17 protein-coding genes are annotated in these 26,635 nt (G+C 66.6%); 5 read left to right on the forward strand and 12 right to left on the reverse strand.

Going from position 1 to position 26,635, the window contains the following annotated elements:
- Positions 1–524 precede the first annotated feature (524 nt).
- The 3 genes from KF759_RS04875 (at position 525) to KF759_RS04885 (ending at position 5,944) form a co-directional block, all read left to right on the forward strand.
- Positions 525–1,898: a tryptophanase gene (locus tag KF759_RS04875; RefSeq protein ID WP_291223286.1), complete on the forward strand. Its 1,374-nt coding sequence runs from the start codon at positions 525–527 to the stop codon at positions 1,896–1,898.
- A 15-nt stretch (positions 1,899–1,913) separates the two neighbouring features.
- Positions 1,914–2,309 (forward strand): hypothetical protein, encoded by a 396-nt coding sequence (locus tag KF759_RS04880; protein ID WP_291223287.1) that lies wholly within the window; start codon positions 1,914–1,916, stop codon positions 2,307–2,309.
- A gap of 338 nt (positions 2,310–2,647) precedes the next feature.
- Entirely contained in the window at positions 2,648–5,944 is a 3,297-nt protein-coding gene (locus KF759_RS04885) for a NahK/ErcS family hybrid sensor histidine kinase/response regulator (protein ID WP_291223288.1), read from the forward strand.
- A 264-nt stretch (positions 5,945–6,208) separates the two neighbouring features.
- On the opposite strand, the gene KF759_RS04890 is transcribed toward KF759_RS04885, so the two are convergent.
- The 11 genes from KF759_RS04890 to KF759_RS04940 all read right to left on the reverse strand — a co-directional run bounded on the left by KF759_RS04890 (position 6,209) and on the right by KF759_RS04940 (position 21,797).
- Positions 6,209–6,745 (reverse strand): hypothetical protein, encoded by a 537-nt coding sequence (locus KF759_RS04890; RefSeq protein WP_291223289.1) that lies wholly within the window; start codon positions 6,743–6,745, stop codon positions 6,209–6,211.
- Positions 6,746–6,786: 41 nt separating this feature from the next.
- Positions 6,787–8,361: a right-handed parallel beta-helix repeat-containing protein gene (locus KF759_RS04895; RefSeq protein WP_291223290.1), complete on the reverse strand. Its 1,575-nt coding sequence runs from the start codon at positions 8,359–8,361 to the stop codon at positions 6,787–6,789.
- Between the two features lie 98 nt (positions 8,362–8,459).
- Positions 8,460–11,240, reverse strand: a complete 2,781-nt coding sequence (locus KF759_RS04900; protein ID WP_291223291.1) for a serine/threonine-protein kinase — start codon at positions 11,238–11,240, stop codon at positions 8,460–8,462.
- 62 nt (positions 11,241–11,302) lie between these two features.
- Positions 11,303–11,848: an ECF-type sigma factor gene (locus tag KF759_RS04905; RefSeq protein WP_291223292.1), complete on the reverse strand. Its 546-nt coding sequence runs from the start codon at positions 11,846–11,848 to the stop codon at positions 11,303–11,305.
- A 168-nt stretch (positions 11,849–12,016) separates the two neighbouring features.
- On the reverse strand, positions 12,017–13,501 hold the full coding sequence (locus tag KF759_RS04910) for a choice-of-anchor Q domain-containing protein (protein WP_291223293.1): 1,485 nt from the start codon (positions 13,499–13,501) through the stop codon (positions 12,017–12,019).
- A gap of 109 nt (positions 13,502–13,610) precedes the next feature.
- Positions 13,611–16,139 carry a delta-60 repeat domain-containing protein gene (locus tag KF759_RS04915; RefSeq protein ID WP_291223294.1) on the reverse strand — a complete coding sequence of 843 codons (2,529 nt, stop codon included), beginning with the start codon at positions 16,137–16,139 and terminating at the stop codon, positions 13,611–13,613.
- A gap of 468 nt (positions 16,140–16,607) precedes the next feature.
- On the reverse strand, positions 16,608–19,490 hold the full coding sequence (locus tag KF759_RS04920) for a serine/threonine-protein kinase (protein WP_291223295.1): 2,883 nt from the start codon (positions 19,488–19,490) through the stop codon (positions 16,608–16,610).
- A gap of 48 nt (positions 19,491–19,538) precedes the next feature.
- Positions 19,539–20,078 carry an ECF-type sigma factor gene (locus KF759_RS04925; protein WP_291223296.1) on the reverse strand — a complete coding sequence of 180 codons (540 nt, stop codon included), beginning with the start codon at positions 20,076–20,078 and terminating at the stop codon, positions 19,539–19,541.
- A gap of 107 nt (positions 20,079–20,185) precedes the next feature.
- On the reverse strand, positions 20,186–21,259 hold the full coding sequence (locus KF759_RS04930; protein WP_291223297.1) for a hypothetical protein: 1,074 nt from the start codon (positions 21,257–21,259) through the stop codon (positions 20,186–20,188).
- A 59-nt stretch (positions 21,260–21,318) separates the two neighbouring features.
- Positions 21,319–21,501 (reverse strand): hypothetical protein, encoded by a 183-nt coding sequence (locus KF759_RS04935; protein WP_291223298.1) that lies wholly within the window; start codon positions 21,499–21,501, stop codon positions 21,319–21,321.
- A 2-nt stretch (positions 21,502–21,503) separates the two neighbouring features.
- Positions 21,504–21,797 carry a hypothetical protein gene (locus tag KF759_RS04940; RefSeq protein WP_291223299.1) on the reverse strand — a complete coding sequence of 98 codons (294 nt, stop codon included), beginning with the start codon at positions 21,795–21,797 and terminating at the stop codon, positions 21,504–21,506.
- A 223-nt stretch (positions 21,798–22,020) separates the two neighbouring features.
- Here KF759_RS04940 and KF759_RS04945 point away from each other — a divergent pair, with 223 nt between their 5' ends.
- Positions 22,021–23,994 carry a winged helix-turn-helix domain-containing protein gene (locus KF759_RS04945; protein WP_291223300.1) on the forward strand — a complete coding sequence of 658 codons (1,974 nt, stop codon included), beginning with the start codon at positions 22,021–22,023 and terminating at the stop codon, positions 23,992–23,994.
- 36 nt (positions 23,995–24,030) lie between these two features.
- Here KF759_RS04945 and KF759_RS04950 read toward each other — a convergent pair whose 3' ends face one another.
- On the reverse strand, positions 24,031–24,735 hold the full coding sequence (locus tag KF759_RS04950; protein WP_291223301.1) for a response regulator transcription factor: 705 nt from the start codon (positions 24,733–24,735) through the stop codon (positions 24,031–24,033).
- Between the two features lie 71 nt (positions 24,736–24,806).
- On the opposite strand from KF759_RS04950, the gene KF759_RS04955 reads away from it, so the two are divergent.
- Complete coding sequence (locus KF759_RS04955; protein WP_291223302.1) at positions 24,807–26,627, forward strand: 3-hydroxybutyrate oligomer hydrolase family protein; 1,821 nt, start codon at positions 24,807–24,809, stop codon at positions 26,625–26,627.
- Positions 26,628–26,635 lie beyond the last annotated feature (8 nt).

Here is a 26,635-nt window from a genome sequence, read left to right on the forward strand (position 1 = left end):
CGGACCGCATGACCGGCCCCGCACGCCCGAACGGGCGATGGATGCCACAGGGAGCCGCGTTTTATAACCGAACCCGGGCAGTGGCGCAAGTTGTTCGCCGGTCTCGGGGCGAAGCAAGCCTTGGTCGCCGCGGCGGCCGCTTCAGGGCATGGCTGGGCTGCTCGCTCTGGGCGTGCCCGGGAACGCCGGACACCTTTTGCATCAGGGCCTTGCGCTGGAGCAGGACCAGGTTTCGGCCGGGATGACGGCATTTTGCGGGTTGTCCCGGGCTGGTGTCCTTGCCGATGCCAAGGGCGTTTGCGATGCAGATGCATGCGGATGTGCCGGCGCTGTGGGTGGCCTTGGCGCAGGCCTGATGTCTCGCGCTCGGGATGTTCCTGTGGGACATGCCCGCGGGCTTGCGCGCATTCGGACCGAGCCCCGAACGCGCGGCGGCAATCAAGTTGCTCGTGGTCCGTTCTTGATCTGGATCGTTGTCGGGCCCTGGTGCAGGCCCGACAATCGCCTGTCCACGGGAGAATCGCATGGCATTTCGCACCATCATCGAACCCTTTCGCATCCAGTCGGTTGCGCCGCTCCGCATGACCACGCCTGCGCAACGCCACGCGGCGGTGGTCGCCGCGGGCTACAACCTGTTCAGCCTGCATGCGCTGGACGTGATGATCGACCTGCTCACCGATTCGGGCACGGGCGCGATGAGCCGCGACCAGTGGGCGGCGATCCAGCATGGCGACGAGTCCTACGCGGGCAGCCCGTCCTACGACATCTTCCGCGAGGCAGTGCAGAACCTGTTTCCGTTCAAGCACGTGATTCCGACCCACCAGGGCCGCGCGGCCGAGAAGATCCTGTTCACCGCGCTCGGCGGCAAGGGCAAGGCGGTGCCCAACAACACGCACTTCGACACCACCCGCGCCAACATCGAATACAGCGGCGCACAGGCGGTCGATCTGGTGATTGCCGAAGGCCGTGACCCGGCCAATCCGCATCCATTCAAGGGCAACATGGATGTCGCCGCGCTGGATGCTTTCCTCGCCAGTCATCGCAATCAGGTGCCGGTTGCCTTCATCACCATCACCAACAATTCCGGCGGCGGCCAGCCGGTGAGCTTGGAGAACCTGCGCCAGACCAGCGCGGTGTGCCGGCGTCATGGCGTGCCGCTGTTCCTCGATGCCTGCCGCTTTGCCGAAAACGCCTGGTTCATCCGTGAGCGCGAGCCGGGCCAGCAGAACCGCGAGGTCGCCGACATCGTGCGCGAGATGGCGAGCCTCGCCGATGGCATGACGATGAGCGCGAAGAAGGATCCGATGGGCAACATCGGCGGCTGGCTCGCGCTCAACGACGATGCGCTGGCCGAGCAGTGCCGCAATCTCTTGATCCTCACCGAAGGCTTTCCGACCTATGGCGGGCTTGCCGGGCGTGACCTCGAAGCGCTCGCCCAAGGCCTGCGCGAAGCGGTCGACCACGACTACCTGCGCTATCGCATCCGCTCGACCGCCTATCTGGGCGACGCACTGGCCAAGGCCGGGATTCCGGTGGTGCAGCCGATCGGCGGTCATGCGGTGTATCTGGATGCGCGCGCGTTGCTGCCGCACATCGCGCCGCTGCAATACCCGGGTCAGGCGCTCGCCGTTGCGCTGTATGAAACCGGCGGCGTGCGCGGCTGCGAAATCGGCACGGTGATGTTCGGTCGCCAGGCCGACGGCAGCGAAACGGCGGCGACGCTTGATCTCGTGCGTCTGGCGATTCCACGCCGCACCTACACGCAAAGCCACATCGATTACGTCATCGAAGTGTGCGAGGAAGTTGCACGCAACGCGAAGGCCTTGCGCGGGTATCGCATCATCGCCGAACCGGCCCAGCTGCGGCATTTCACCGCACGCTTTGCGCCGCTGGCCTGAGACGCGGACAGCGCGATGGGCGTGTTCGCCAAGGCGCTTGCGGTGTGGTGCGCAATCCTCGCGCTTGCCATCGCCAATGGCGCCCTGCGCGAAGGCGTGTTGATTCCACGCCTGGGCCTGCGTGCGGGCATGCTCGCCAGCGGTGTGCTGCTGTGCCTGGCCATCCTGGTCGTGACCGCGTTCGCGTTGCCGTGGCTGGACCTGCATGCAACACGCGAGCTCCTCATGCTGGGCTGCATCTGGCTCGCGCTCACGCTGGCGTTCGAGTGGGGCTTCGGACTCTTGCGCGGCAGGACCTTGGCCGAGCTCGCGCAAGCCTATGCATTCAAGGACGGCAACCTGTGGCCACTGGTGTTGCTGGTGACGGCGCTGGCGCCGTGGCTGGTAGCGCAGCTGGGCGGCATGCGATAGGGGATCGAGGCTGGGGTGGAAGGCAGTTGCGCAAGCACGGCAGCGGAGCAAGCTCCGCTCTACGACGGTGGTGGTGCGCGCTTTTGTAGAGCCGAGCTCGCTCGGCTCGGGGCGTGGCAACGGGGTAAAAAACGCAGCGGAGCAAGCTCCGCTCTACGAGAAGGTCGCGACTGCCGTCGCTCCTGCAACAGCGCGAGGTAGGAGGGCCGGAAGGCCCGACCTGACGCGCGGGAGCGGAGCAAGCTCCGCTCTACGGGAAGCGCGGGAGCCGGCGCCCGCACCTGCCGGCTTCGTGCTTCAATCCTTCCCTCACCGCATCGCGTGAATCGAATCGCGTCATGTCCTCCTCAGAAGTGCTCGTCGCCACCGCCGGCCTGATCTGGTTGGTCGTGTTGTTTGCGGTCGCGCGCTACGGCGAGCGCCATCCGGGGCTGTTCGCGCGCCGCTGGGACATCGTCTACGCGCTGTCGCTGGGCGTGCACTGCACGTCGTGGACGTTCTACGGCACGGTGACGCAGGCCGAACGCTCGGGCTGGTGGTTGCCGCCGACCTTCATCGGCCTGATCCTGCTCTACGCACTGGGTATCGGGGTCTTGCTGCGACTGGTGCGGCTGGCGCGCGAACAGCACGCCAGCTCGCTCGCCGATTTCGTCGCCGCGCGACTGGGGCGGCATGCGGGACTGGCCGCGCTGGTGACCGCGGTGACCGTGCTCGGGATCGTTCCCTACATCGCGCTGCAGCTCAAGGCGGTGGCGATGAGCTTTGCGCTGTTTGGCAGTGGCAATGGCCTCGACGCACCACCGTGGCAGGACAGCGCGCTGTACGTCGCGCTGGCGATGGCGCTGTTCGCGATGTTGTTCGGGACGCGCCGCGCCGCGGCCGCGGCACACAACCGTGGCCTCGTGCTCGCGCTCGCGTTCGAATCCTTGTTCAAGCTCGGCGCGATGCTCGCATTGGGCGCGCTGGTGCTCAGCCTGCCCGATGTCGATGCGGCGGTGCGCACGGCACCACGCGATGCCAGCGGGTTTCCCGCACTCATCGTGCTCGGCGCACTGGCGGCATTCACGCTGCCGCACCAGTTCCATGCTGGAGTCGTCGAGTGTCGCGACGCCGCCCACGTGCGCACCGCGCGCTGGTTGTTTCCGCTCTACCTGTGCCTGATCGCGCTGCCGGTGCTGCCGCTGGCGCAGGCGGGCGCGGCGCGCCTGGGCCCCTTGGGTGTGTCCTCCGACCTGTACGTGCTTGCGCTGCCGCTGGCGCAAGGTCAGCGCGGCCTGGCCGTACTGGCCTTCCTCGGCGGCCTGTCGGCGGCCACGAGCATGGTGATCCTTGCCACGCTCGCGCTCAGCCTCATGATCGGCAACCACTGGATCGCGCCCCTGCGCCTGCGCGGCGACTGGCTGCGCGGCGAGGGCGGTGATCTGCGGCCGGCGGTGCTGCGCCAGCGCCGCATCGCGATTCTCGCCGTCGTGCTGCTCGCTTGGCTGTACTCGCGTGCGGTGGTCGGCAGTGACGCGCTGGCCGATATCGGTGCGCTGTCGTTTTCGGCGCTGGCGGGGCTCATGCCCGCGGTATTGATCGCGCTGTACTGGCCGCGCATCGGTGCGCGCGCGGTGTGCGCGGGACTGATCGCGGGCACGCTGGTGTGGCTGTACACCATCGCGCCATCATTCCTTCCTGCCCTGCGCGGGTCGGCATGGCTGCCCGCGGCGCTGTCCGCGCCCGAACTGTTCGGACTGGGACGCTGGAGCGGTCTGGCGCGCGCGCTCACGGCCAGTCTGGCGATCAATGTCATGGTCACGCTCGCGCTGGCACGCACGCGCTGGGCGCGCCACGGCGCGAGTGCGTCACCGGGCGAGCTGGCGGGCAGCGAATTGGCGGCATTGGCGCTGCGCTTCCTGCCGAGTGAGCGGGTCGCCGCGTTGGTGGATGCGACGCAGGTGAGCGCGGATGCGCGTCACGTTGCCGCGGTCGAGCACGAGCTGGCCACCGTGATCGGTGCGGCTTCGGCACGCTTGCTGATCGAAGTCGCGCGGCGCGAACGTGTCGGGCGCCTGGACGCGGTGGCCGACATCGTCGACCAGACCAGTCGCGACCTGCGCTTCAACCAGCGCGTGCTCGAGGCGGCGCTGGAGAACATGACGCAGGGCATTTGCGTGGTGGATGCCAAGCTCGATGTGGTGGCCTGGAATCGCCGCTATGAGCAACTGTTCGCCTATCCGCCCGGCTTGCTCAGCATCGGCCGACCGGTCGCCGAGCTGATGCGCCACAACATCATCCTCGGATTGATTGGCGAGGGCGAGGTCGAAGCGCGGATCGAGCGGCGTCTCGCGCAGATGCGTGCCGGAACCGCGCATCTGTCGGAGCGCCGCTTTCCCGACGGCACCATCGTAGAGATCCGCGGCAACCCGATGCCCAACGGCGGCTTTGTTGCCACCTTCACCGACGTCACCGCATTCCGTGATGCCGAGCGGGCGCTTACGCGCGCGAACGAGACCCTCGAGCAGCGTGTGGCCGAGCGCACCGGCGAGCTGGCGCGCGCGAGCGCGGCGGCCGAACGCGCGAATCTGGAAAAGACCCGTTTCCTCGCCGCGGTCAGCCATGACCTGGCCCAGCCCCTGCACGCGGCGCAACTGTTCACGCACGCGCTGGCGCAGCGTGTGGTCGCGCAGCCCGAGCGCGAAACCGTGGGCCATATCGGCAGTGCGCTGCATGCGGCCGAAGACCTGCTGGCCGGCCTGCTCGACATTTCGCGCCTCGATGCGGGCGGCATGCAGGCGCAGTCACGTGCATTCGCCGCTGCCGAATTGCTTGACGCGCTGGCTGCCGAATTCGCGGTCCTCGCCGCGGCCAAGGGTTTGCGTCTGCGCTGCGTGCGCAGCTCGGTCTGGCTGCACAGCGATCCGCAATTGCTGCGCCGGGTGTTGCAGAACTTTCTTTCCAATGCGGTCAAGTACACGCGCAATGGGCGCATCCTGCTCGGGTGTCGGCGCGAAGGCGGGCTGCTGCGCATCGAAGTATGGGACACGGGCGCAGGCATCGCGCCGGCCGATCGCGACGCAGTGTTCGAAGAATTCCGTCGGCTCGACCGCGACGGTGCGGGTCTCGGCCTGGGCCTGTCGATCGCACGGCGCATCGCGCAGTTGCTCGGCCATCGCCTGTCCCTGCGTTCCTGGCCTGGCCGCGGCAGCGTTTTCGCGATTGACGTAGCGCGCGCACACGCGCCGGCTCCCGCGATGCCGACCGCGACTGCGGTCGAGGCGAACATGCCGCGCCGCCGCGTGCTGGTGGTCGACAACGACGCACACGCGGCAACAGCGATGCGCGCGCTGCTGGAGGGCTGGAACTGCGAGGTGCTCGTCGCGCATGACCCCGCCTCCGCACAGGTCGCGTGCCGGCGCGCGCAACCCGACCTGCTCGTGCTCGACTATCACCTCGACGATGGCGTGACCGGACTCGATCTGCGCGCGCAACTGGCCACGCCGATCGCTCACGTGCCGTGCATCGTCGTCAGCGCCGACCACGGTGATGACGTGCGCCGCGCAGTCGCACAAGCCGGCGTGCACTTGCTGCACAAGCCGCTGCGGCCACTCGCGCTGAAATCGCTGATGGCCCGCGTGTTGATTGCAAGCTGAGCCTTGCCCGTACCAATCAATCCGGCTGCTTGTGCCGGACCGGACAATCCGGAGCCGGCATGCTTCCTGTTTCGCGCTCAGCGCGGTGTGCATGCCGATCGTCCTTGATGCGATGCGCAGATCGCGCCATTGACACAAGGCAGGCGCACGCCGTTGCATTGCCAGCCACTGGGGAAGCGCGCCATCGGACCGGGCATGCTGCCGAGGACGCTCTCACTCGCAATCGACAAGGCGCGGCTTCGACGAGCCGCACCGCATGTCGCATCAGGGTTCAGGCAAGTCGAGAGTGGGTGTGAAGTTGCTGCGGAACAGGCCGTCGAGCGGAGAGGAGGGATTTCCGATCCAACTGACTGCGACGGGCCCGCACGCTGGGCCGGGGCTGCCGTCGTCATACGGCGCGATCACCAGGAAGTAGTCACCCGAATCAAGCTCGTCGAGTTCGATGCTCGCGGTGCCACCCGGGCCGCTTGCTTCTTCCGCGGCAACGCAGAACGCGTCCGAATAGCATGGTCCCTGCAGAAGGAAGGCAGCCGCGTCGAGTCCAGCATCCATCGACTGCACTTGCAGCCTGCCGTTCGGATACGGCAGGTGCACGCTCATGACAAGGGCCGGTCCGGTCAGGGGAACAGCGCCGTTGCAGACGACAGGAAGGTTCGTATCGCCCACGCAGGTATCTATCACGATGGGTTCGCCAATCAGGGGAATTGGCGTATTGCAGGTTTGCGCGTCGGCGGGGTCGGCAAACGGAAGGCCGATGGCGGTGAGGATCGCAACGCGAAGGATCCATGGATTGAGTGACATGACGCACCTCGCAAAAGGGAGGAAAGGCCGGGTTATCGGGATCAGGACCCCATGTCGAAGTCATCCCTGAAAATCACGGTGGTACCCGTTTCCACCGCGCCGATGTCTGCTGCCGTGCCCGCCTCGCGCCGTTGGCTGCGCTGGTCCCATCTTCGCGGCAGGCTGAAGCCGTGATCGATCGCCGGACTGCCGGGCAAGGGCATGTGCGTGGGCGTCCAACCACCGTTGTCCTGCAGTGGACCCAGCAGAGGGTCCGTTGTCCAAATCGTTGGAGGCGGTATCGTGATCGAACTCCAGCCGATCAGATTGGTCGAGGCGGACACATCCAGGAAGGAAGGTCCGACGATGTCGGCCGCAAGCGATGGCGTCACATCATCGTGAAAATAATTTCCCGACACGATCGAATTGTGCAGGGCGAAGTTGCCTATCCCGGAGCCGATCACGATGCCTGCGCCATAGCGCGTGCCGAGGCCGTTGGTTTCGTCGTTCGCAGTGATCGTGCTGTCGTAGATGGCCGCTTCGTAGGTGTTCACGAACAAGGCGCCGCTGGCCCCTTGCGCCGATCTTTCCGTGGTGTTGCCGGAGATCGTACTGTTGGCGATCGTGGTCGTTGCGCTCGCGCCGCCAAGAAAGGCAATCGCGGATGCGCCGTCGATGGCGTCGTTGTTCGACACGGTCGAATTCGTCAGGTGGCCACCATGCTCGAATACACCGCCGCCGCCCGCGCCTGCGGATGTATTGCCGTCGATTGTGCTCGAGTCGATCCAGGCCGAGCTGCGGGTGAAGAGGCCGCCACCGGCGACGGTGGCGCCGACGCCGCTGGCCGAGGTGTTGTTGTTGCTGATCGTGCTGGCCAGGATTTGCAAATGACCTTGGGCGTACACGGCGCCACCATAGGCAACGCCGTGGTCGGTGCGTGCAAAGCTGCCCGTGATCATCACCTCGTGCATTTCCAGATAGCCGGAGCCATAGGCTGCGATCGCGCCACCGCGCGCGTTGCCGTTCGCACCCAGCGGCGTGACGACCCCGCAGCTCGAGAATTTGGTGTTCTCAAGCACGACGTTGCCGCCGCTCGAGCGCAGGCAGCCGCCGCCCAGCCCTTGATTGGAGGTGTACTTGCCGCGACTGATGGTGAGGTCCTTGATCGTGAGAGTCCCACCGGAACTTGAGTGGTTGAAAATGCGGTGGTTCTCGTTGTTGATGCCATCGATCGAAAGCACATCGGCGCCGGGACCGGTAAGGATGACATCAGGCAGGTTGATTGCGCCCGAGGTCACCGAAATGGTGCTGCACGTGAGCGCGGAGAGGTCGATCCCATCGCCATCGTTCGCATGCTGCGCGGCATTGCGCAGGCTGCCCGGGCCTGCGTCATTGCAGTTCTCCACCACCCACAGGATGGCGCCTTGCGGTCGCGTCGGCAGAGGGGCCGCGGGCGTGGCCGCGCTCAGCACGGCACGGGCCTGAGCCACCGGCATCGCCGGAGCGCTCCCGCTGGCGAGGCCAAGCGCGGCCGCGAGTGCCAGGGCCAGCGGCCGCGGCGCAACTGGCGCATCGCTGCGCGCGGGTCTGGCACCTGCCTCGGTTCTAGCGATTCCAAGTTCCGGTCGCTTGCTCATGCGCGCTCAATTCGCCATCGGCGTCTGCCGCCCGGGATCGGGCAAAGGCGAGTAACGCCGTTTCGTGCGCAACTACGACAAGTGCTGTCTCCACGCCGTTACCGCGATGGTGGATCCATGGCAGCCTTTTCCGCCGCAGCCAGCCAGACCGGATCGAGCCGCAGTGAACGGATCTCCTCGAGAGTCGCCGCGCGGGCGCGCTCGTCACCGTCGATGCGCTCGATGCGTGCCCGCAACAAGAGCAGTTGGCCCTGCTTGAAGTGGGCGCCGGCATCTTGCTGACGCACGCGCTGCAGGGCGCGCTCGACTTCGGCTCGAGCTTCAACGCTGCGTGAAAGGCTGAGCAAGGCTTCGGCGCGCAAGCTTCGGCATGCGGTTTCCTCGGACATGGCGGTGACGCGCAATTGCTCCAGCATGGTCAGCGCGCGTTCGGCCAGGACAAGCGCGCCAGCGGCATCTTCGGCAAGGCGGATCCGTCCGCCAACACAGATTCCCTCGACCAACTCGAGGCTTTTTCCTCCCAATTGCTGTTCCAGTATCGGCATGGATTGGGCCTGCATCGCCGCCGCTTCCGCCGGGCGCCCCAGAGCCAGCAGCGCATTGGCTCGATGCACGCCGGCGCGCGCGAGTTCAAGCTCGTATCCGGCGTTGCGCGCCAGTGGAAGCATCACCTCATGCGCATCACGGGCCGCTGCTTCAGCTTCAGTGAAACGCAGACGGGCCGCGAACAGCTGAGCCTGCACATCCAACATCGTGGCCGTGCGCACGTCCTGTGAGCCAAACACGGCGCGGTCGATGGACAGGGCTTCGTCGAGCGCCGACTGCGCCTCGTCGAAGCGGTCGCCATCGATGAGAAACTCCGCGTAACCACGCAATCCCTGCGCAACGCGATGGAACGGCGCCGCGTGCACGCGGCGCATCAAGGCGATGCCTTCACGATAGGCCGATTCGGCAGCTTCGCGCTGGCCCAGTCGATGGCGCGCATTGGCAAGGTGGAAGAGGCTGCGCGCATACTGTTCGTTGAGTGGCCGCCCCTGGCTACGCCAGCGCGCCATGGCTTCGTCGAGAATCGTGACACTCTCGCGATAATGGTGCACGGTCGAACAGATCTGGCCCAGATAGGTCGCGGTTTCGATGCCATTGGTCGAGTCCGCGCCAAACACGCGCTTGGCCTTGGCCAGCGCACGCATGGCGGTGTCGACCGCACCCGGTGCGTCGTTGGCGTAGGCGCGTGTGGCGCCGTACAACATCAGTGCCGAAACGGCTCCTTCCGTGTCGACTGCTTCAATGCTCGGCAGCAAATCGCGCATCAGTTCGTCCGCTTCCTTGCTGCGGTTCGTGCTGTGCAGGAGATTGCCCTTTGCGACGAGCGCAGCGATCCATTCGGGCGCGGTCACGTCGATGCCAAGCGCACGCTCGCGCTCGATCGCTTCGTCGACGAAGCGTTCGGCGCCATCGTTGTCGCCGTTGCTGTGTGCGATCTCGCTGAAGGTCACCAGCAATTGCGCGCGGACGAGCGGGTCGAGATCGGGATCGTCGCGCGCCTGCTGCGCCGCGTTCGCAACAAGGGCTTCGGGTGTAGGTCTCTCGTCCTTTGGCAGATCGGCGCTTGCCGTACGCAGCAAGTCGACCAGAAAGGTCCGCGTGGCGTTCGAGCGCATGGATTCGTTGCGCGCGATCCTTGCCTGTTCGCGGGCAACTTGCGCCTGCCACAGCGCCGCGCCGAGCGCGGCCAGCACCGCGAGCAGGAACGCGCAGGTGGTGGCCACGCCGCCCTTGTGACGGACCATGAACTTGCGCGCGCGGTACCAGCGGGAGGGTGGATGTGCCATCACCGGACGACCGTCGAGCAGCCGCTCGATGTCGTCGGCAAAGGCGCCGGCCGAGGCGTAGCGCCGCGCGGGGTCCTCCTCCAGCGCCTTGGTCACGATGGTGTCGAGGTCGCCACGCAACAGGCGCCGCGTGCTGTGCGGCGGAGCCGGCAACACACCGGCTTCGAGATCGTCGCCGACTTCGCGCGAGGGCGTATGCCCGCCGCGCAGGCGCGCGCCGGTCAGCAGCTCGCCCAGCAGCACGCCCAGTGCATAGACATCGGTTGCGGTGGTGATCGGGCCACCGACCTTCTGTTCCGGCGCCGCGTAGGCGGGTGTGAACGCGGGTAGGCGTGTCTGTGTTTCGTCTTCGCCTTCGAGCAGCTTGGCGATGCCGAAGTCGAGCAGCTTGACCCTGCCGTCGGCCGTGACCAGCACGTTCGAAGGCTTGAGGTCGCGGTGCACGATCAACGCGCGGTGCGCTGCCTCGACGGCTCGGCACACTTGCAGGAACAAGGCGAGTCGGGCCGAGATGCCGAGCCGGCGTTCGCGTGCGAACTCGGTCAGCGGCTGACCGTCCACCAGTTCCAGTGCGATGTAGGCCAGGCCCGCCTCGGTCACGCCGCCTTCGATCAGGTGCGCGATGCCCGGGTGCTGCAGCTGGGCCAGGGCGAGACGCTCGCGGCGGAACTGGCGCTGCGCGTCCGCGGTGTAGAGCCCGCGGCGCAGCAATTTGAGCGCGACGTCCTGGCGCACGCCCTCGAGCTGGCGCACGGCGTGGAAGACGGTGGCCGAGCCACCTTCGCCCAACACTGCCAGCAGCTCGAACGGACCGATGTGGGTGCCCGCTGCAAGGCCGTGCAGCACGTCCTTGCCGGTGAGTCGATTGGCGAGCTCGGGCGCGCTCGGCACCGGCAGGCCACCGTCACGGGCATGTGCGGCGAGCATGCGTTCGAGCTGCTGGCGCATGTGCGCGTCGGCGCAGGTGGCAACAAATGCGTCGCGCTCCGGCACCGCATGCTGCAGGGCCTGGTCGAACCATTCGCGCAAGGTCATTGCGTTGGTCATGGCGTGCGTCCGTGGTTCCTGTTTGGCGCGAGGCTTGCGGCGCAGGTGGCGCGGGTTGCCGGCTATTCGATTTCGCTCTTGAGGTAGGCGCGTGCAAAAAGCCAGTCGCGGTCGATCGTGCGCCGGGCAATGCCCAGCACCTGCGCAGTCTGGTCTCCGGTCAGCCCCGCGAAGTAGCGCAGCTCGACCACGCGCGCTGCCCGCGCGTCGCTTTCGGCGAGGCGGTCGAGCGCGGCATCGAGCGCGAGAGCCTGGTCGGCGGCCTCGAGCGTGAGCGCATCGTCGCCTTCAGTCAGGGTTACCGCTTGCCATTGGCCGCCGGCACGCAGGCGCATATGGTCGCGCGCACGATCACGCAGCAGGTGTCGCATGGCCAGCGCCGCGTAGGCGAAGAACTGTGCATCGTGGGCGAACTCCAGTTCACGATTTGCCTGCAGACGCAGGTACAGCTCATGCACCAGCATGGTGGTGTCCAGCGTCGCGCCCCGCCGCCCACGCGCGAGCTGGTTGCCGGCCATCGCCTTCAGGCGTGTGTACACCGCACTGAACATCGCATCGGTAGAGCGTGGCGAGCCGTCCTGCGCCGCGCTCGATCCTGCGTCTTGCATCTGCTCTCCCCGGCCCGTCGCGGCACGCAGCGCCGCACCCCGAAGCGAGGATGGCGCGGAATCGGCAGCAGCGCAAACCACGGCAGTGGCCACCGTTGCCCGCTGCGCGAGCAGCGGGCGATGGCGCGTCGACTTGGCGAGCATGGCCATAGTCACCGGCATCCTGGCTCAGTCGAAGCCGTCGGTGAAGATCACGTCCCGCTGCACCTCGACCGCGCCGATGTCGGCCGCGACGCCCGAAACCCGCGGATATTCGCGCTGGTCGAATACCTGTCCCTGCGCGTTGCCGTGGTCGACCACGGGGCTGTTCGCGGCGGGCATGTGCGTCCAGGTCGGGCCGCCGTTGTCCTGCAAGGGACCCAGTAGCGGATCGCTGGACCGAATCGTGTCGGCAGGCAAGTACACGTAGGAAAGTCCAACCAGATTGTGATCGCCGATGACGTGGGAGCCGAGCGGACCGGCGATATCCGCGCCATGCGTGGAATCGCGGATGTGGTTGCCGTGCACGATCGTGCTGACCATGGTCGGGGAAGATGAAGTCCATGCGGAGGGTCCAAACAGGATGCCCGCGCCAAACCCGACACCTGGTGTGTTGTACTCGACGTTGCCGGCGATGGTGCTGGCGAGGATCGAGGTGAACGCGGTGTTCACGTACAGCGCGCCGTTGTCCGAAATCGTCGATGCCTGCGCCTCGTTGCCGGAAATCGTGCTGGCGAAAATATAGGCAGCCGAGTCGTTCAAGCCGCGGGTACCAAGAAACGCGATCCCGGAGCCGCCGCCGACCGACGCGTTGTTCGATACGGTCGAGAACATGAGCGAGCCGTGACCTTCGATCACGGCGCCACCGCCGCGGCCTTCCGAGACATTGCCGTCGATGGTGCTGCCCGCAATCATCGCCTCGCCATGCGCGAAGACTCCGCCACCCAGAACGACGGCCGAGGGATCGGACGAGGTTGCGGCGTTGTTCGAGATCGTGCTTCTTGCGAGCAGGAGCTTGTCGCCGCCCACGTACAGCGCGCCGCCGAGCGCGACTCCAGCGGCTGTGCTCGCCTGATTGTTCGACAGCGTGACCCGGGCCAGATGTACGTCGTTGCCGTAGGCGGCGATCGCGCCGCCACGCACGGAGACATTCGAGCCGCTTGGCGCGAAGGCGATGCAGGTGTCGAACACCGCGTCACGAATGTCGAGATTGGCGCCGACCGAGCGCAGGCAGCCTCCGCCTTGCCCCGCATTGGACTGGTACTTGGCGCCACGGATGGTGACGTCGTGGATCGTGAGGGTGCCGCCATTGCCGTTGTGGTTGAAGATGCGCTTGAACTGGTTATCCGTACCTTCGATGGTGAGCTGATCGGCTCCGGGACCCATGAGCTCAACATCGCGCAGGTTGATTGCGCCCGAGGTCACCGAAATCGTGCTGCAGGACAATGAAGACAGATCGATCCCGTCGCCATGGTTCGCATGTTGCGCGGCATAACGCAGGCTGCCCGGACCTGCGTCGTTGCAGTTCTCCACCACCCACAGGATCGAGCCATCCGGGCGTGATACCGAGGTGCCAGCGACGGGGATTGCGTGTGAGGGCGATGCCGCTGCCATTCCGGCCGCGTTCGCTCCGGCAACCAGTGCCAGCGCGATGACCAGGGGCTTGAGGCACATTGAATCGCGTGCGCTCCCGTTCGCCGAAGCTGTGGACGCAACAAGATGCTCAGGGTGGCAGGTCAGTCGAATCTTCATGGAAATCTCCGTGCGATGCGGGGGCTGTCAGTCACTCGAAGCCGCTGTCGAAAATGCGGTCGGCAATCCAGACCTCAGCATTGGCTACGGCCAAGCTGCCCGAAGCGTTGTGCGCACCGCCCGCGACCCCACTGGTCAATTGCACCTCGATTCGATGGTCGTAAACCAGCGGCAAGTTGCCAAGCTGCCAACCGCCCTGGATGCGGGTCATCCAGCCCCTTGTATAACCGGAGATTTCTACAGAAGGCGGCATCGACAGATCCGGTGCGGTGCCGTCGCGCCACCACGTCAGCGTGCCTTCGCTCGCCTCGATCGATTGCAGGGCGGCTTCCGGCAGGGCCAGTCGCGCAAGCTGGGTGCGCGGTTGGCCGGCGATCACGACAAAGCCGCCGCCGACGAGCAATTTGCCATCGTCCTGCAGCGCCAGTGCGTAAACCGGGCCGTCCGCGTTGACATCGCCAAAGCTCATGTCGAGACTGCCAGTCGCGTCGAGGCGAGCGATGCCCTTGCGGGGCTGTCCGTGAACTGTAGTGAAGGTGCCGCTGAAAATGACCTTGCCGTCGGCCTGCACCGCGAGCGAGGTGACCATGCCGTCAAGCTGCAGATCCAACGAGCGGTCGGAAAGCGAACCATTCGGATTGAGTATCGCCAGGCCCTTGCGGGCTTGTCCGCCCACGGTATCGAAGCCACCGCCGACCACGATCAAGCCGTCCGGCCGCTCTGCCACGGCCATCACGGAATCGTAGAGCCCGCTGCCACCGAGGATCTGGGGATCGGAAAACCGCGCGGTATCGACGCTGCCATCCGCGTTGAGGCGCGCCAGACCGTGGCGCGGCGTGGCGTTGCGCAGGCCGGGCCCGGCCTTGGTGAACGGGCCGCCCACCAGTACCGAGCCGTCTTCATGCACGGCCAGCGACATGACGGGACCATTGAGCAAGGGATTGGTGAAACTCGTGTCCAGGCTGCCGTCGAATTCAAGTCGTGCCATGTGGCCGCGTGCGGCGCCACCGGCTGAAGTGAATTCCCCACCGATGTAGATTTTCGAGTTCGCATCCAGACCGACCCCGTAAACGGTACCGTTCAAACCGGGGTCGACGAAGCTCGTGTCGAGTGTGCCATCGCTCGTCCTGAGCCGCGCCAACCCCGTGCGAGCGGCACCCGCCATGGACGTGAAGCTGCCGCCGACCAGCAGACTTTCGTTGAATTGGAGCGTCAGCGACAACACTTCACCATTCGCGCTGGCGTCGTAGAAATTCGTATCGACCGCGCCATAGTGAGTCAGCCGAGCGACTCGCCCGCGGTTGTAGCCGCCGATGTTGCTGAAGCTGCCGCCGACCAGCAGCTTGCCGTCGGCTTGTTGCGCGAGCGCAAAGACATAGTCATTGGCTCCGACGTCGCCGAGATCCTGATCGAGCCGCCCGTTGGCGTACAGCCGCGCAAGTCGTCCATGCGCGTAGCCGCCGATGTGGTCGATGTCGCCGGTGATCAGGATTTTTCCGTCCGGCTGCAGTGCCAGAGCGCTGACCCAGTAGTTGACCTGCGCATCGGCGAAGCTGTTGTCGAACTGGCCGTCACGCATCAGGCGCGCGAAGTTGCGGCGCGTGTGCCCGGCGATCGTGGTGAAGCTGCCGCCGACCAAGACCCGACCGTCCGGCTGCACCAGCAGCGAGGTGACGAAACTTTCGGCACCGGCCGGCGCGAACGCGTGATCGACGCTGCCGTCGGCATTCAGTCGCGTCAGTCGGGAATGCTCCTGTCCGCCCGCATGGCTGAAGTACCCGCCGACGATGATGCGGCCGTCGACCTGGAGCGCAAGAGCGCCAATGCTGCCATCGATGCCGGGGTCGCCGAACCGCGCATCAAGTTTTCCGTCGAAACTCAGGCGTGCAACCCCTTGGCGGGACACGCCGCCCACGGTGGTGAAGCTGCCGCCGACCACCAGCTTGCCATCGGCCTGCCAGACCATTTCGGCGACATAGCCATTGAGCCCGAGATCGACGAAGCTGTTGTCGAGGCTGCCGTCGGGCTGCAGGCGCATCAAGCCCTTGCGCGCTTGACCCGCCACCGTGTCGAAAGTCCCGCCGAACATGATCTTGCCGTCGGAGCGGATCGCCACGGCGTTGACTTGGCTGTTGTTGGAGATCGTCAAAGGCGGTCCGACGAACGAAGCATCGAGACCGCCGCCGGAATTGAGGCGCGCAATGCCGCTGCGCGGCTGACCCTGAATCGCGCTGAACTTGCCGCCGATCAGGATGCGACCATCGGTTTGCACGGCGACGGCATTGACGGCCTGATCAACCAGCCCCGCATTGAAGCTCGGATCCACCCGACCATCGACCAGCAGGCGACACAGCTTGACGCAACCGGGCTGATTCATCTCTCCGGCGATCAGGGCCTTGCCGTCCGGCTGCACCACAATCAGACCGATGTAACCGGCAATGGCCGGCTCATAGCCGTCCGTGGCGAGCTGCGCTTGCGCAGCTTGCATCAGCACGAACAGGCATGCCAACGCACAAGCGCGGATGGCGACGAAAGCAAGAGAGGATTGGCCGGCGATCATGGTGCACCTCGTGGCTGACAAGGAGTGGAAAACCTCCGCTGCGACTGCGCCAGAACACACGCAGTCGCAACGGAAGCGGGCGCAGCGTTACTCGATGGCGTGGCCTGGCAGCCGCCCGTCGGTCAATTGCCGAGTCTTTCGATGGATGCGCATGGCGCGAGTCCCCGATTCGAGTGGAAGTCGCTATCGGGTAACGCCGTTTTGTGCGGGAACTCGCCATCGGCATGAAGGTTCTGTCGCGCCGGAGAGGCCCGGGCACATGCCTGATCGTCCGTGCGCAGGATGTGCGCGTGCACTGGCCTTGACCGCACATGTACGCAGCGCACGCCGTATTCGTTGCGGCCGCCTACGTCGGACTCGTGCGGTTTGCATACAGGTCGCCACAGGCGCCGGCATTGCGTGCGGCAACGATCGCGGGCGCATGCAGCGGATTACCTCGCCGCTCGTGCGCGTGGCGCTGATGACCACTCACTCCGCCTTCAGCCGTGCTTCGAGTTCACGTGCGTAGGGGGATGCGGAAGCGAGCAGTAGCGGCCGTACCTCGTCGCCGATTGCGCGCGCTTCCTCCAAGCGCCCCTGCGCACGCAGCGCGGCGGCCAGCGCGACCTTCACCTCCAGTACGCGTGGATCGGTCGCTGGACAGGGCGGGCTGCGCACCGCCAATGCCTCCCTGAGGATCGGCTCGGCTGCGGCCGCGTCGCCTTGGAAAAGGAGCACCCGACCGAGTGCGTACAGCGGCGCGCCGAGTTGTGGATGACCTGGCCTGAAGGCGCGTCGCGCGTGCTCGACGGCGCTGCGCGCGGTGGCCTGTGCGTCGGCAAGCGCTCCCGTTGCGATCTGGGCTTCGCTGAGTGCGGCCAGCACACCCGGCCGCCTCGCATTCTTGATCGCGGTGGTCGGTCCGAATGCGGCGGCGGCGTGGCTGAGTTCGGACAAGGCTTCGGCGTCGCGTCGCTGTCGCAGCAGGATCGTGCCCAGTTCAGCGTGTTGGGAAGCCAGCCACGGCGAGCCGGGCGGCTCCAGGCTTTCGACGATCGACAGGGCTTCGCGCCGAGATGTTTCGGCTTCGTCAAAACGTCCAGCGAGAAGTTGCGTCTCCGAGAGGTGGCTGAGCGCCGTTGCGCGCCAGCTGCTGCGCGGGCCTTGCGACTGCGTTGCGATGTCGAGTGAGCGGCGTAGCGCGGCGAGCGATTCGTCAAGACGGCCAAGTGCCCGATAGTCACGGCCGATCCCATTCAAGGTGGCGCTGATGTCGCGCTCGTGCAGCGTGCCGGTGCGCGCCGCGCGCTCGAGGATCGCCAGTCGTTGCGGCAGGGCCTTGGCATAGTACCCCTGTGCTTCGAGCACGTAGGCCAGGTTGTTGGCGACCGTGATCGTGTCGTGGTGATCGGGGCCTGCTCTCGCTTCGCGGATTGCCAGCGCCCGTCGCAGCGCGGTCTCCGACTGGGCAAGATCGCCCTTGTCGTCGAGCATGTTGCTGTATTCATTGAGCGCATGGGCCACACGGTAGCTGTTCTCGCCAAAGCCATCGCGATAGCCGTCGATCGCGATGCGGAATGCGCGTTCGGACTCAGTGAAGCGCCCGGCTTCGCCGGACAGCACACCCAGTGCCAGCCATTGGTCGGCCACGTATTCGTTGCTGCGGTCGAGTGCGGCTTCGTCGCGTGCGAGGTTTGCGCGCAGCATCTCCTCAATGCCCCTGCGATCACCCTTGCCAATGAGCGCCTGCGCGATGATCCGATGGGCGTTGGCGACGTCGACCACATTCGGCAGTTCTTCGCGCTCGAGCAGCGCCAGTGCCTGCCGCGCAGCATCGAGCGCTGCGTCGTAGGCGCCCGTCTCCATTTCGATTGCGGCCATGCCGGTCAACGCGCGCGCGCGCACGTCTATGGGCACGCCGCTGCGCTCGCTTGCCTTGAGTGCGCGCTCGAAAAGGTTGCGCGCCGCGCTGAAATCGCTGATTTCGATATTGAGCTGGCCGAGCAGGATCAGAACCTCGGCTTCGAGCGCGGGTTCGCCGCGTAGCCCGATCTCGACCTGCTGGCTGCCTTGGGCGAGCAAATCCTGCGCGCTGATCGGTTTGCCACTCGAGATGTCCGGATTGGCGTTCTCGAATACGCCGACCATGAATTGGCGCACGGCTTCGGCACGGGTCGCGTGCTCCTGTGCGATGCGCGTTTGTTCGCGGGCGACTTGCGCCTGCCACAATGCGACCCCGAGTGCGGCCAGGACCGCGAGCAGGAACGCGCAGGTGGTGGCCACGCCGCCCTTGTGGCGAGTGATGAACTTGCGCATGCGGTACCAGCGCGTGGGCGGCTGCGCCTTGACCGGGCGGCCATCGAGCAGGCGCTCGATCTCGTCGGCAAGCGCACCGGCCGAGCCGTAGCGCTTTTCCGGATCGGCCTCGGTGGCCTTGCCCACGACCGCCTCGAGGTCGCCGCGCAGCCGGCGCCGCGTCGTGAGGTTGCCCGGCTCGTACAGTTTTCCTGCCACGAGCTCCTGCGGCGTTGCCTTGCCCGCATCGCGCGCACCCGCGAACAACTCGCGCAAGACGATGCCCAGCGCATACACGTCCGTCGCGGTGGTGGTCGCGCCACCGCTGATCTGCTCGGGCGCGGCATAGGCCGGCGTGAAGGCCGGTAGCATGGTCGTGTCCGCATCCATCTCGTCGAGCAGCAACTTGGCGATGCCGAAATCGAGCAGCTTGACCTCGCCAGCGGCCGTCACCAGCACGTTCGAGGGTTTGAGATCGCGATGCACGATCAGGGCCTGGTGCGCGGCCTGCACCGCCCTGCAGATCGTCAGCGCGAGAAGCAGCCGTTCGCGCATGCCCAGCGCGTGGGCATGTGCATGGTCCGTGACCGGCATGCCATCGATCAGTTCGAGCGCGATGTAAGCCTGGCCGCTTTCGCTGACGCCAGCGTCGATCATGCGCGCGATGTTGGGGTGCTGCAGGCGGATCAGCGCGCGTTGCTCGCGTCCGAAGCGGCGCCGCGCGTCAGGGCTGAGCAGGCTGTGGCGCAGCAGTTTCAGCGCGACCGGCTGCACGGCACCTTCGAGCGTGCGCCGTGCCTCGAACACGGTCGAGGCTCCACCTTCGCCGATGACGCGCACGATCTCGAATGGGCCGATCTGGCCGCTCGTTGGCGGCGGTACCGGCTCGTCACCGAGCGCGTCTGCAAGCTCCGCGAGCTTTCGATGGGACACCGGTTCGCCCGCTGTGGCATCCGCGCGCAGCATCGCATCCAGCTGCGCGCGCATTGCCGCATCCGGGCACTGCGTGGCGAGAAATGCCTCACGTTCGGCTGGCGCAAGCGCCAGCGCGGCCTCGAAGAGTTCGCGCAGGGTCATCGATGGGCAGCCCCTGCCCGGCGCAGGCAAGTCTCGCCGGCGCGCAACTCAGTCATCGCCGCCACCGAGCTCGCTCTTGAGGAAGGCGCGCGCGAAGCGCCAGTCCCGCGCAAGCGTCCGCGGTGCGATGCCGAGCGCTTCGGCCGCAAGCCCCTGGTCCAACCCGGCGAAACACAGCAGCTCGACCGTGCGCGCCGCGCGCGCATCGAGCTGCTCGAGCTTGCCGATCGCCTCATCCAGTTCGAGCGTCTGTTCGGCACTGTCGAGCGCGAGCCGCCAATCGCTGCCGGTCAGCGTCGTGCGCACCCACGCGCCGCCGGCGCGCTGGCGCATGCGATCGCGCGCGCGATCGGCAAGCAGGTGGCGCATGGCCTGCGCCGCATAGGTGAAGAACTGGTTCGGGTGGGCAAACACCAGATCGCCCTTGCCGCTGATGCGCAGATACAGCTCATGCACGAGCGTGGTTGCATCGAGCGTTTGCGGTGTCGATGCAAGCTGCCGCCCGGCGATCGCCTTGAGGCGCTCGTAGACCTGCCCGAACAGGGCATCGGCAGTCAGAGGCGGCGATGTGGCGGTCTCCAGCGTCATCTGGACCTCGCGGCGATCGGTCGGACAGGAACCCAAGCGGGGCGCAACTGCATGGACGGCGCTGGTCCGCGCCGCGACGAGGCCGCGGCCAGCACCGTTGCCATGCTTCACCGCCGTGCGCTGCGCAAGAGGCCGGAAGCGTGCGCGAGCCATGCGATGCCGGCGAGCAACCCGGCGAGCAAGGCCAGCATCGGCGCACTCAAGGTCGGCGTGGGATAGACGCCGCCCGGCGCCGCGATGCGCGCACGCGTGGCAACGAAGACATCACCCGGGTCGCTGCCGTCGACCTTGCGGCCGAAATAGAGCCGGGTGCCATCGGCCGAAAGCGAGGATCGGGTTTCCGATCCACCGGTGTTGATCGCGGGATTGTCGATGCGCTGCGGCGCCGACCATGGCGCGCCCACACTGGTGCGCGTGGCGGTATAGATGTCCATGTTGCCATCGCGGTTCGAACTGAAGACGATTTCCAGCCCATCGCGGCGCACGTTGGGCATGCGGTCATCGGATGCGGTGCTCAATTCGGCAACGCGCGTTCCCGCCAGCACCGTGCCATCGGACAGCACCTGACTCATGTAGATGTCCTGGCCCTGGCTGTCGGGATAGCCATTGCTGGAGAAGAACAGGAACGAACCGGCCGCCGTGGTCAGCATCGACGGACTGAACTCCGCGCCCGGCGTGTTCGGGCCGCTGGGATAGCAGCCCAGATTCACCGGCGTGGACCAGTTGAGGGCACCGGACTCCTGGCTGAGGAAGATATCGCCGGCCGAGGGGCCGCCGGTCGGCGGTGGTGGTGGCGTGTCGCCGGGATAGCAATCGTCGGCTGTCTGCCGCGAGCTCACGAACATGAGACTGTTGCCCCCCAGTGGCGTCGGGCAATAGTCGAACTCGGGTGAATTGGCGACCGCGCCCAGGTTCTCGATCACACCCCACGGCGAAGACACCGACGCGCGCTTGGCGCGCCAGTTGTCGAGCTTGCCCTGCCCGCCGGCGCGATTGGAGGCGAAATACAAGGCCAGGCCATCGGGCGCTTCGATCGGACAGCCCTCGGCCGAGGCGGTGGCGATTTCGGCGACTGCTTGTGGATCACCCCAGGGGCCGAAGCCTTGCGCATTGGCCGGGCCGGCAATACCAGCCAGCAAGAGGGTGGCGAGGAGGGTACGAGTGCAGGTTGCGTGGCGCATGGTCGGGTCCTTGTCGTTTCAGGGAATGTCACGGGGGAAACACTGCAGGCGGGGCGCCTTCAGTCTTGCGGGCTGTGGGCGGGATAACCGCCCACGTCGAAGGGGTCGGCGAAGATCCTGTCGCGGACGGCGCCGTAATCGAGGGCGCCGAAGTCATAGGGCGTGGTGGCGCGTGCACGGGCCGCAGCAAGCGGCCGCAAGCCCGTCATCCTCACCAACGTGTTCTTGTGCGTACTGGACACGATCAATCCCTCCCGCGCCTCGTCATTGCGCATGGCCGCAGCGCGATTGCCGCAGCAGCGATGACTTGCACAAGCCGGGTAACGCCCAAAAGCGAACTGGCTTGCCATTGCCGTGCCGGCTGTCGCTGCGGGGCTGCCAGGTGCGCCTTGCGCGTCGAGAGCTCGAAGGGTTTGCTCGCGCGCGGCTCGACGGCGAACACGGCGTAGCCGGACCGGCTCCGAGTTGCGGGGTGAACGCTGACAGCTTGTCGATCGAAGGCCGATGCGACGGTGGCGATCGGTGACGAGTCGGACATGGCGTGCTCTCGTGGATAACGGTGTCGAGCCGTTGCTCCGCAGCGGTGCGCCGCAGTGTTTGCAGTGAGCTGCGCCGAAATCTTTTGGCTGCCGTTGGGAATGCGTGTGGCTATCGTTCGGAAATGCTTGTGTCCCCGTCCGCTGATCGTGCAAGCTATTGATCTAATGGAAGAAGCGCTCGACTCACCCGAATCGGGAGAAAACAGGGCCCGGACACCGACCTTGATTCGCTTCGATGGGATCGAAATCGACCTCGACGGCCACCGGCTGCGCGTGAATGGCGTCGAGGCAGCGCTCGAACCCAAGGCCTTTGCGGTGCTCGCTCTGCTGTTGCGCCACCCCGGGCGTGCGCTCCGGCGCGAGGACATCCTCGATGCGGTGTGGGGACATGCGCACGTCACCCCGAGCGTACTCAGCCGCATCATCAATCTGTTGCGGCAGGCGCTGGGGGATGACGCCCAGCATCCGCGCTGGCTGCATACCGTGCACGGACACGGCTACCGGTTCGACCTGCCGGCCGACGCGGAATCAGGCGATTCGCATGCGGCGAATGGGGCGAATCGGGTGGCGACCGTGGCGCCGACCGTCGAGGATGAATCGACCCATCCGCCGGTCGCCACCGCCGGCAAGCGCAGCGTGCGCTACGCCGTGGCATTGCTGGCGCTGCTTGCCATCCTGCTCGCCGGCTGGCGACTTTGGACCACCACGATCAGCCCATCCACGCCCGAGACGAGCAAGTCGGATCAAGGGTCCGTCCCGGTCAGCCTGGCCGTATTGCCTCTGGTCAGCTCCAGCGGCGAACGGGGACAGGAATTCTTCTCCGATGGCCTGACGGAAAGCCTCATCAGCACCTTGTCCCATTTCGACGGCATGCGGATCGTGGGTCGCGGGGCATCGTTCCAGCTTCGCAGCGGCAAGGATGATGCGCGCACCGTGAGTCAGAAGCTGGGTGTCGACTTCCTGCTCGGGGGCAGTGTGCGCCACGATGGCGATCACGTGCGCATCAGCCTCGAACTGGTGCGCGGCGCCGATGGCGGCACGATCTGGACCCGCCATTTCGATCGAGCTTACCGAGACCTGTTCGCGCTGCAGGATGAAGTGGCGCTCGCGGTCGCGGGCGCGTTGCAGATCCAGCTGTTGCACACGATGCCCAGCGCGGTCGAGACCGGTCGCCCCGCCAGCGGCAACCTGGAGGCCTACGACGCCTACCTGCATGGCGTCTACCACATGCGCTCGGACGGCGATATCCGCAAGGCGATCGAGCAGTTCACCCGCGCCACCGAGCTCGATCCGGACTATGCGCAGGCCTGGTCGTGGCTGGGTTTCCAGCACACCTTGTATGCGCGCAGTTGGCTCAATGGTGCGGATGCTCGCGCGACCTATGCGAAGGCACGCGAAGAGATCGACACGGCCTTGCGCCTGCAGCCCGACTTCGGCCAGGCGCATGCGATCCGCGCAGACCTGCTCAGCACCGCCAATCACGACTGGAACGGCGCGCTCGCCGAGTTCAAGCTGGCCTTGGCGCTGGTCCCGGATACCGACCCGACGCACGGCGCCTATAGCCGATTGTTGACCACGCTGGGACGTACCCACGAAGCCATCGAGGAACGACGCAGGTACATCGCGGGTGACCCGCTGATGGTCCTTGCGCGGGTTTATCTTGCGCGCCTGCAAGCCAGTCTCGGCCGTCTTGACGAGGCGCAGAAGAGCCTGCAAGTGGCCGCCGAACTGGAGGCCGACCAGCACGACTTCGTGGCCAGCGAACGTTCGCGTCTGGCAATCCTGCGCGGAGACGCCGTTACGGCGCTTGCGCAAGCCGAATCGATGTCCGCGGGCGACGATCGCGATCGCGCGGTGGCCCTGGCCTTGCAGATCGGCAGCGATGGCGCGATCGCGGATACGGCGCTGCGGCATGCAACCGAAGCGGTGGGCCCGCGCAAGAAGGGTGCCTATTTCATGGCCCTGCTGCATGCGCTGCGTGGCGAGGCCGATGAAACCTTCGCGTGGCTGCAGAAGGACCTGGATCGCGGTGACGACGGCATCCTCTACGTGCTGTCCGAACCCTTGTTGCTGCGCTTTCGCGATGATCCACGCATGGCTGCGTACTGCGCGCGCAACGGCTTGCCCGCGCCCCAGGCCAGTCAGGCGCGATCACTCGATCAGATCCGGGAACTGGTCGCCACACGCTCGCCTTGACCAGCGCCGCCACGCCACGATCGCGTGGGCCAGAACTCAGATTTCCAGCAACCGCGCCGGATCGGCCAGCTCCAGCGAGCGCAGCAACACGCCGGCCTGGGTGCGATTGCGCACGTCCAGGCGTTCGAAGATCGTCGTCAGGTGCGCCTTGACCGTGCGCTCCTGTACGCCGAGCCGGTCGGCGATCTGCTTGTTGAGCAGGCCATCGGCAACCAATGCGAGCACGCGCATCTGCTGCGGGCTGAGGGTGGCCAGCCGCGCGGCGAGCTGGCGATCGGTGCTGCTGCCCGCGGCGCCGCCAACCACACCACGCAGTGATGGCGGCAGCCAGGTCCGGGCATTGAGGACGGCGGCCAACGCAGCTTCGAGTTCATCGAGCGGGCTGCGCTTGGAGATGAAGCCGGCGGCCCCGTGCACCAGCGCGCGTTGCACCGTTGCCGCATCGTCGTGCGCCGAGATCATCACCACCGCGATCGCCGGGTGCTCGCCGCGCAATTGCGCCAGCGCCATCAGGCCATGGCTGCCGGGCATGTGCAGGTCGAGCAAGACCAGATCCGTGTCTGCGTGTGCGGCAAGGTCGGTCAGGGCGTCGTCGAAACTGCCCACCTCGGCGATTTCCGCCTCGGGCGCGATTCTCTGCACGGACTGCGCGAGCGCGAGGCGAAACAGGGGATGGTCGTCGGCAAGCAGGATGCGCACCTCGCCACTGTAGCAGGCAGATCGCTGCGTGATCCGCGTCATCGGGCGTCGGTACCGCGAGCCTCGTCCTTTGGTCCAACTGCATTTGCGTGCCGTCCTGCTAACGTGCGCGCATGAGTCGAACCTTGCTTGTCTTGATGGTCCTCACGCTGGCCGCCTGCACGCGCCATGCGCTGGTAACGGAGAACGCCATGTCCGTGAATGATCGCTACGGCGCGGTGCGCGAAACCGTGCATCGCGGTGAGGATGACCTGCTCAGTGCAGGACTGGGCCTGGCCGGATTGCGTGGCAAACCTGCTGCATTCGCCGACCCTGTGGCGCCCACGCCGGAGGAGCTGCGTCGGCGCGTGATCCACACGAGTTGGGCCGGAATCGCCGACCTCGGCCCGCTCGGCGGCTACGGTTCGCTCTATGGCGCAGTGCCCACCGTACCGGGCCGCGAATTCTCGATGTTCGCCTGGCTGCCGGGTGCGCATTCGCCGCATCGCGTGCTGGTGCAGGTGCCCGATCATTTCGACCCCAAGGCGCGCTGCCTCGTGGTCGCGCCGGCCTCGGGTTCGCGCGGCGTGTATGGCGCGATCGCGCTGGCCGGTGCCTGGGGCCTGCCGCGTGGCTGCGCAGTCGTCTACACCGACAAGGGCGCCGGTTCGGGCTATTTCGATCTGGATTCGGATACCGGTGTTGCGCTCGATGGCACGCGCGCTACGCGCGGCAGCACCGAGCTCGAGTTTGAACCCGCAAACGCGCAGGCCACGCACGGCGTCGCGGTCAAGCACGCCCACTCGGGCGACAACCCCGAAGCACATTGGGGTGAGCAAGTGTTGCAGGCAGCGCGCTTTGGGCTGGCGATGCTCGATCGCGCATTTCCGCAGGCGGCGCCGTTCACGGCGGACAACACGCGCATCATCGCCACCGGCCTGTCCAATGGCGGCGGCGCGGTGCTGCAGGCCGCGGGCGTGGATGAGACGCATCTGCTCGATGGCGTGGTTGCGCTCGAGCCCAACGTGCATGTCGCCGGCCACGGTCGCGCGCTCTACGACTACGTGAGCGAGGCCGCACTGCTGCTGCCCTGCGCCCTGTTGGCAGCGCGGTTCGACGCCGTGCCGTTTGCGCGCATCGAAGGCAAGCCGTTGCCCGCGGCGCTCGCGCGTTGCGCACATCTGCACGCGAGTGGCGTGATCGGTGGCGCGACGCCAGTCGCACAGGCGCAGGCCACGCTCGAGCTGTTGCATGCCCATGGCTGGCGCGATGAAACCATCGCCACTGCGGCCACCACCACCGCCTTCGATCTGTGGCGCGCGGTCGCTGCAACCTACGCCTCGGCGTATCTGCGCGCGCCCGCCGGTGCGATGCCCTGCGGCTTTGGCTTTGCTGCGCTGTCGCCCAGCGGCGTACCCGCACCTGCCGACATCGCCACGCGAACCGCGTGGTGGTCCGATGCGAGCGGCATTCCTCCGGGCGCGGGCGTGTTCCTGCTGGGCGGACTTGGCACTGGTGTCGATGCGAGTGCGAGCGGCAGCCAATGCCTGCGGGCACTGTGGACCGGCGACACAGCCGATGCGCAAACCTTGCGCGCCGCGGTGGCCGCGACGGCGGCGCGCTTGCCGCGTGCGCAGCTGCCAATCTTCATTGCCCAGGGCGAACAGGACGGCCTGCTGCCGATCGAGTTCAGCAGTGCGCCCTATGTGGAGGCCTTGCGTGCGGCCGGACTCGACCCGGTCTACTGGCGTGTGCCGCATGCCCAGCACTTCGATGCGTTTCTGTCACTGCCCGATTTCGGCGATCGTCACGTGCCGTTGCTGCCGTTTGGTTACGCCGCGCTCGACGCCCTGTGGGCGCATCTGCAAGAGCGCGCCGTGCTGCCGTCTTCGCGACGCTGGGTCACGCGCGAGCGCGGTGCGGCGCCACTCGAGCGCGGCATGCTCGGCTGGTGACGGGCGGT

The sequence above is a fragment of the Dokdonella sp. genome, from assembly GCF_019634815.1.
Lineage (GTDB): Bacteria > Pseudomonadota > Gammaproteobacteria > Xanthomonadales > Rhodanobacteraceae > Dokdonella_A.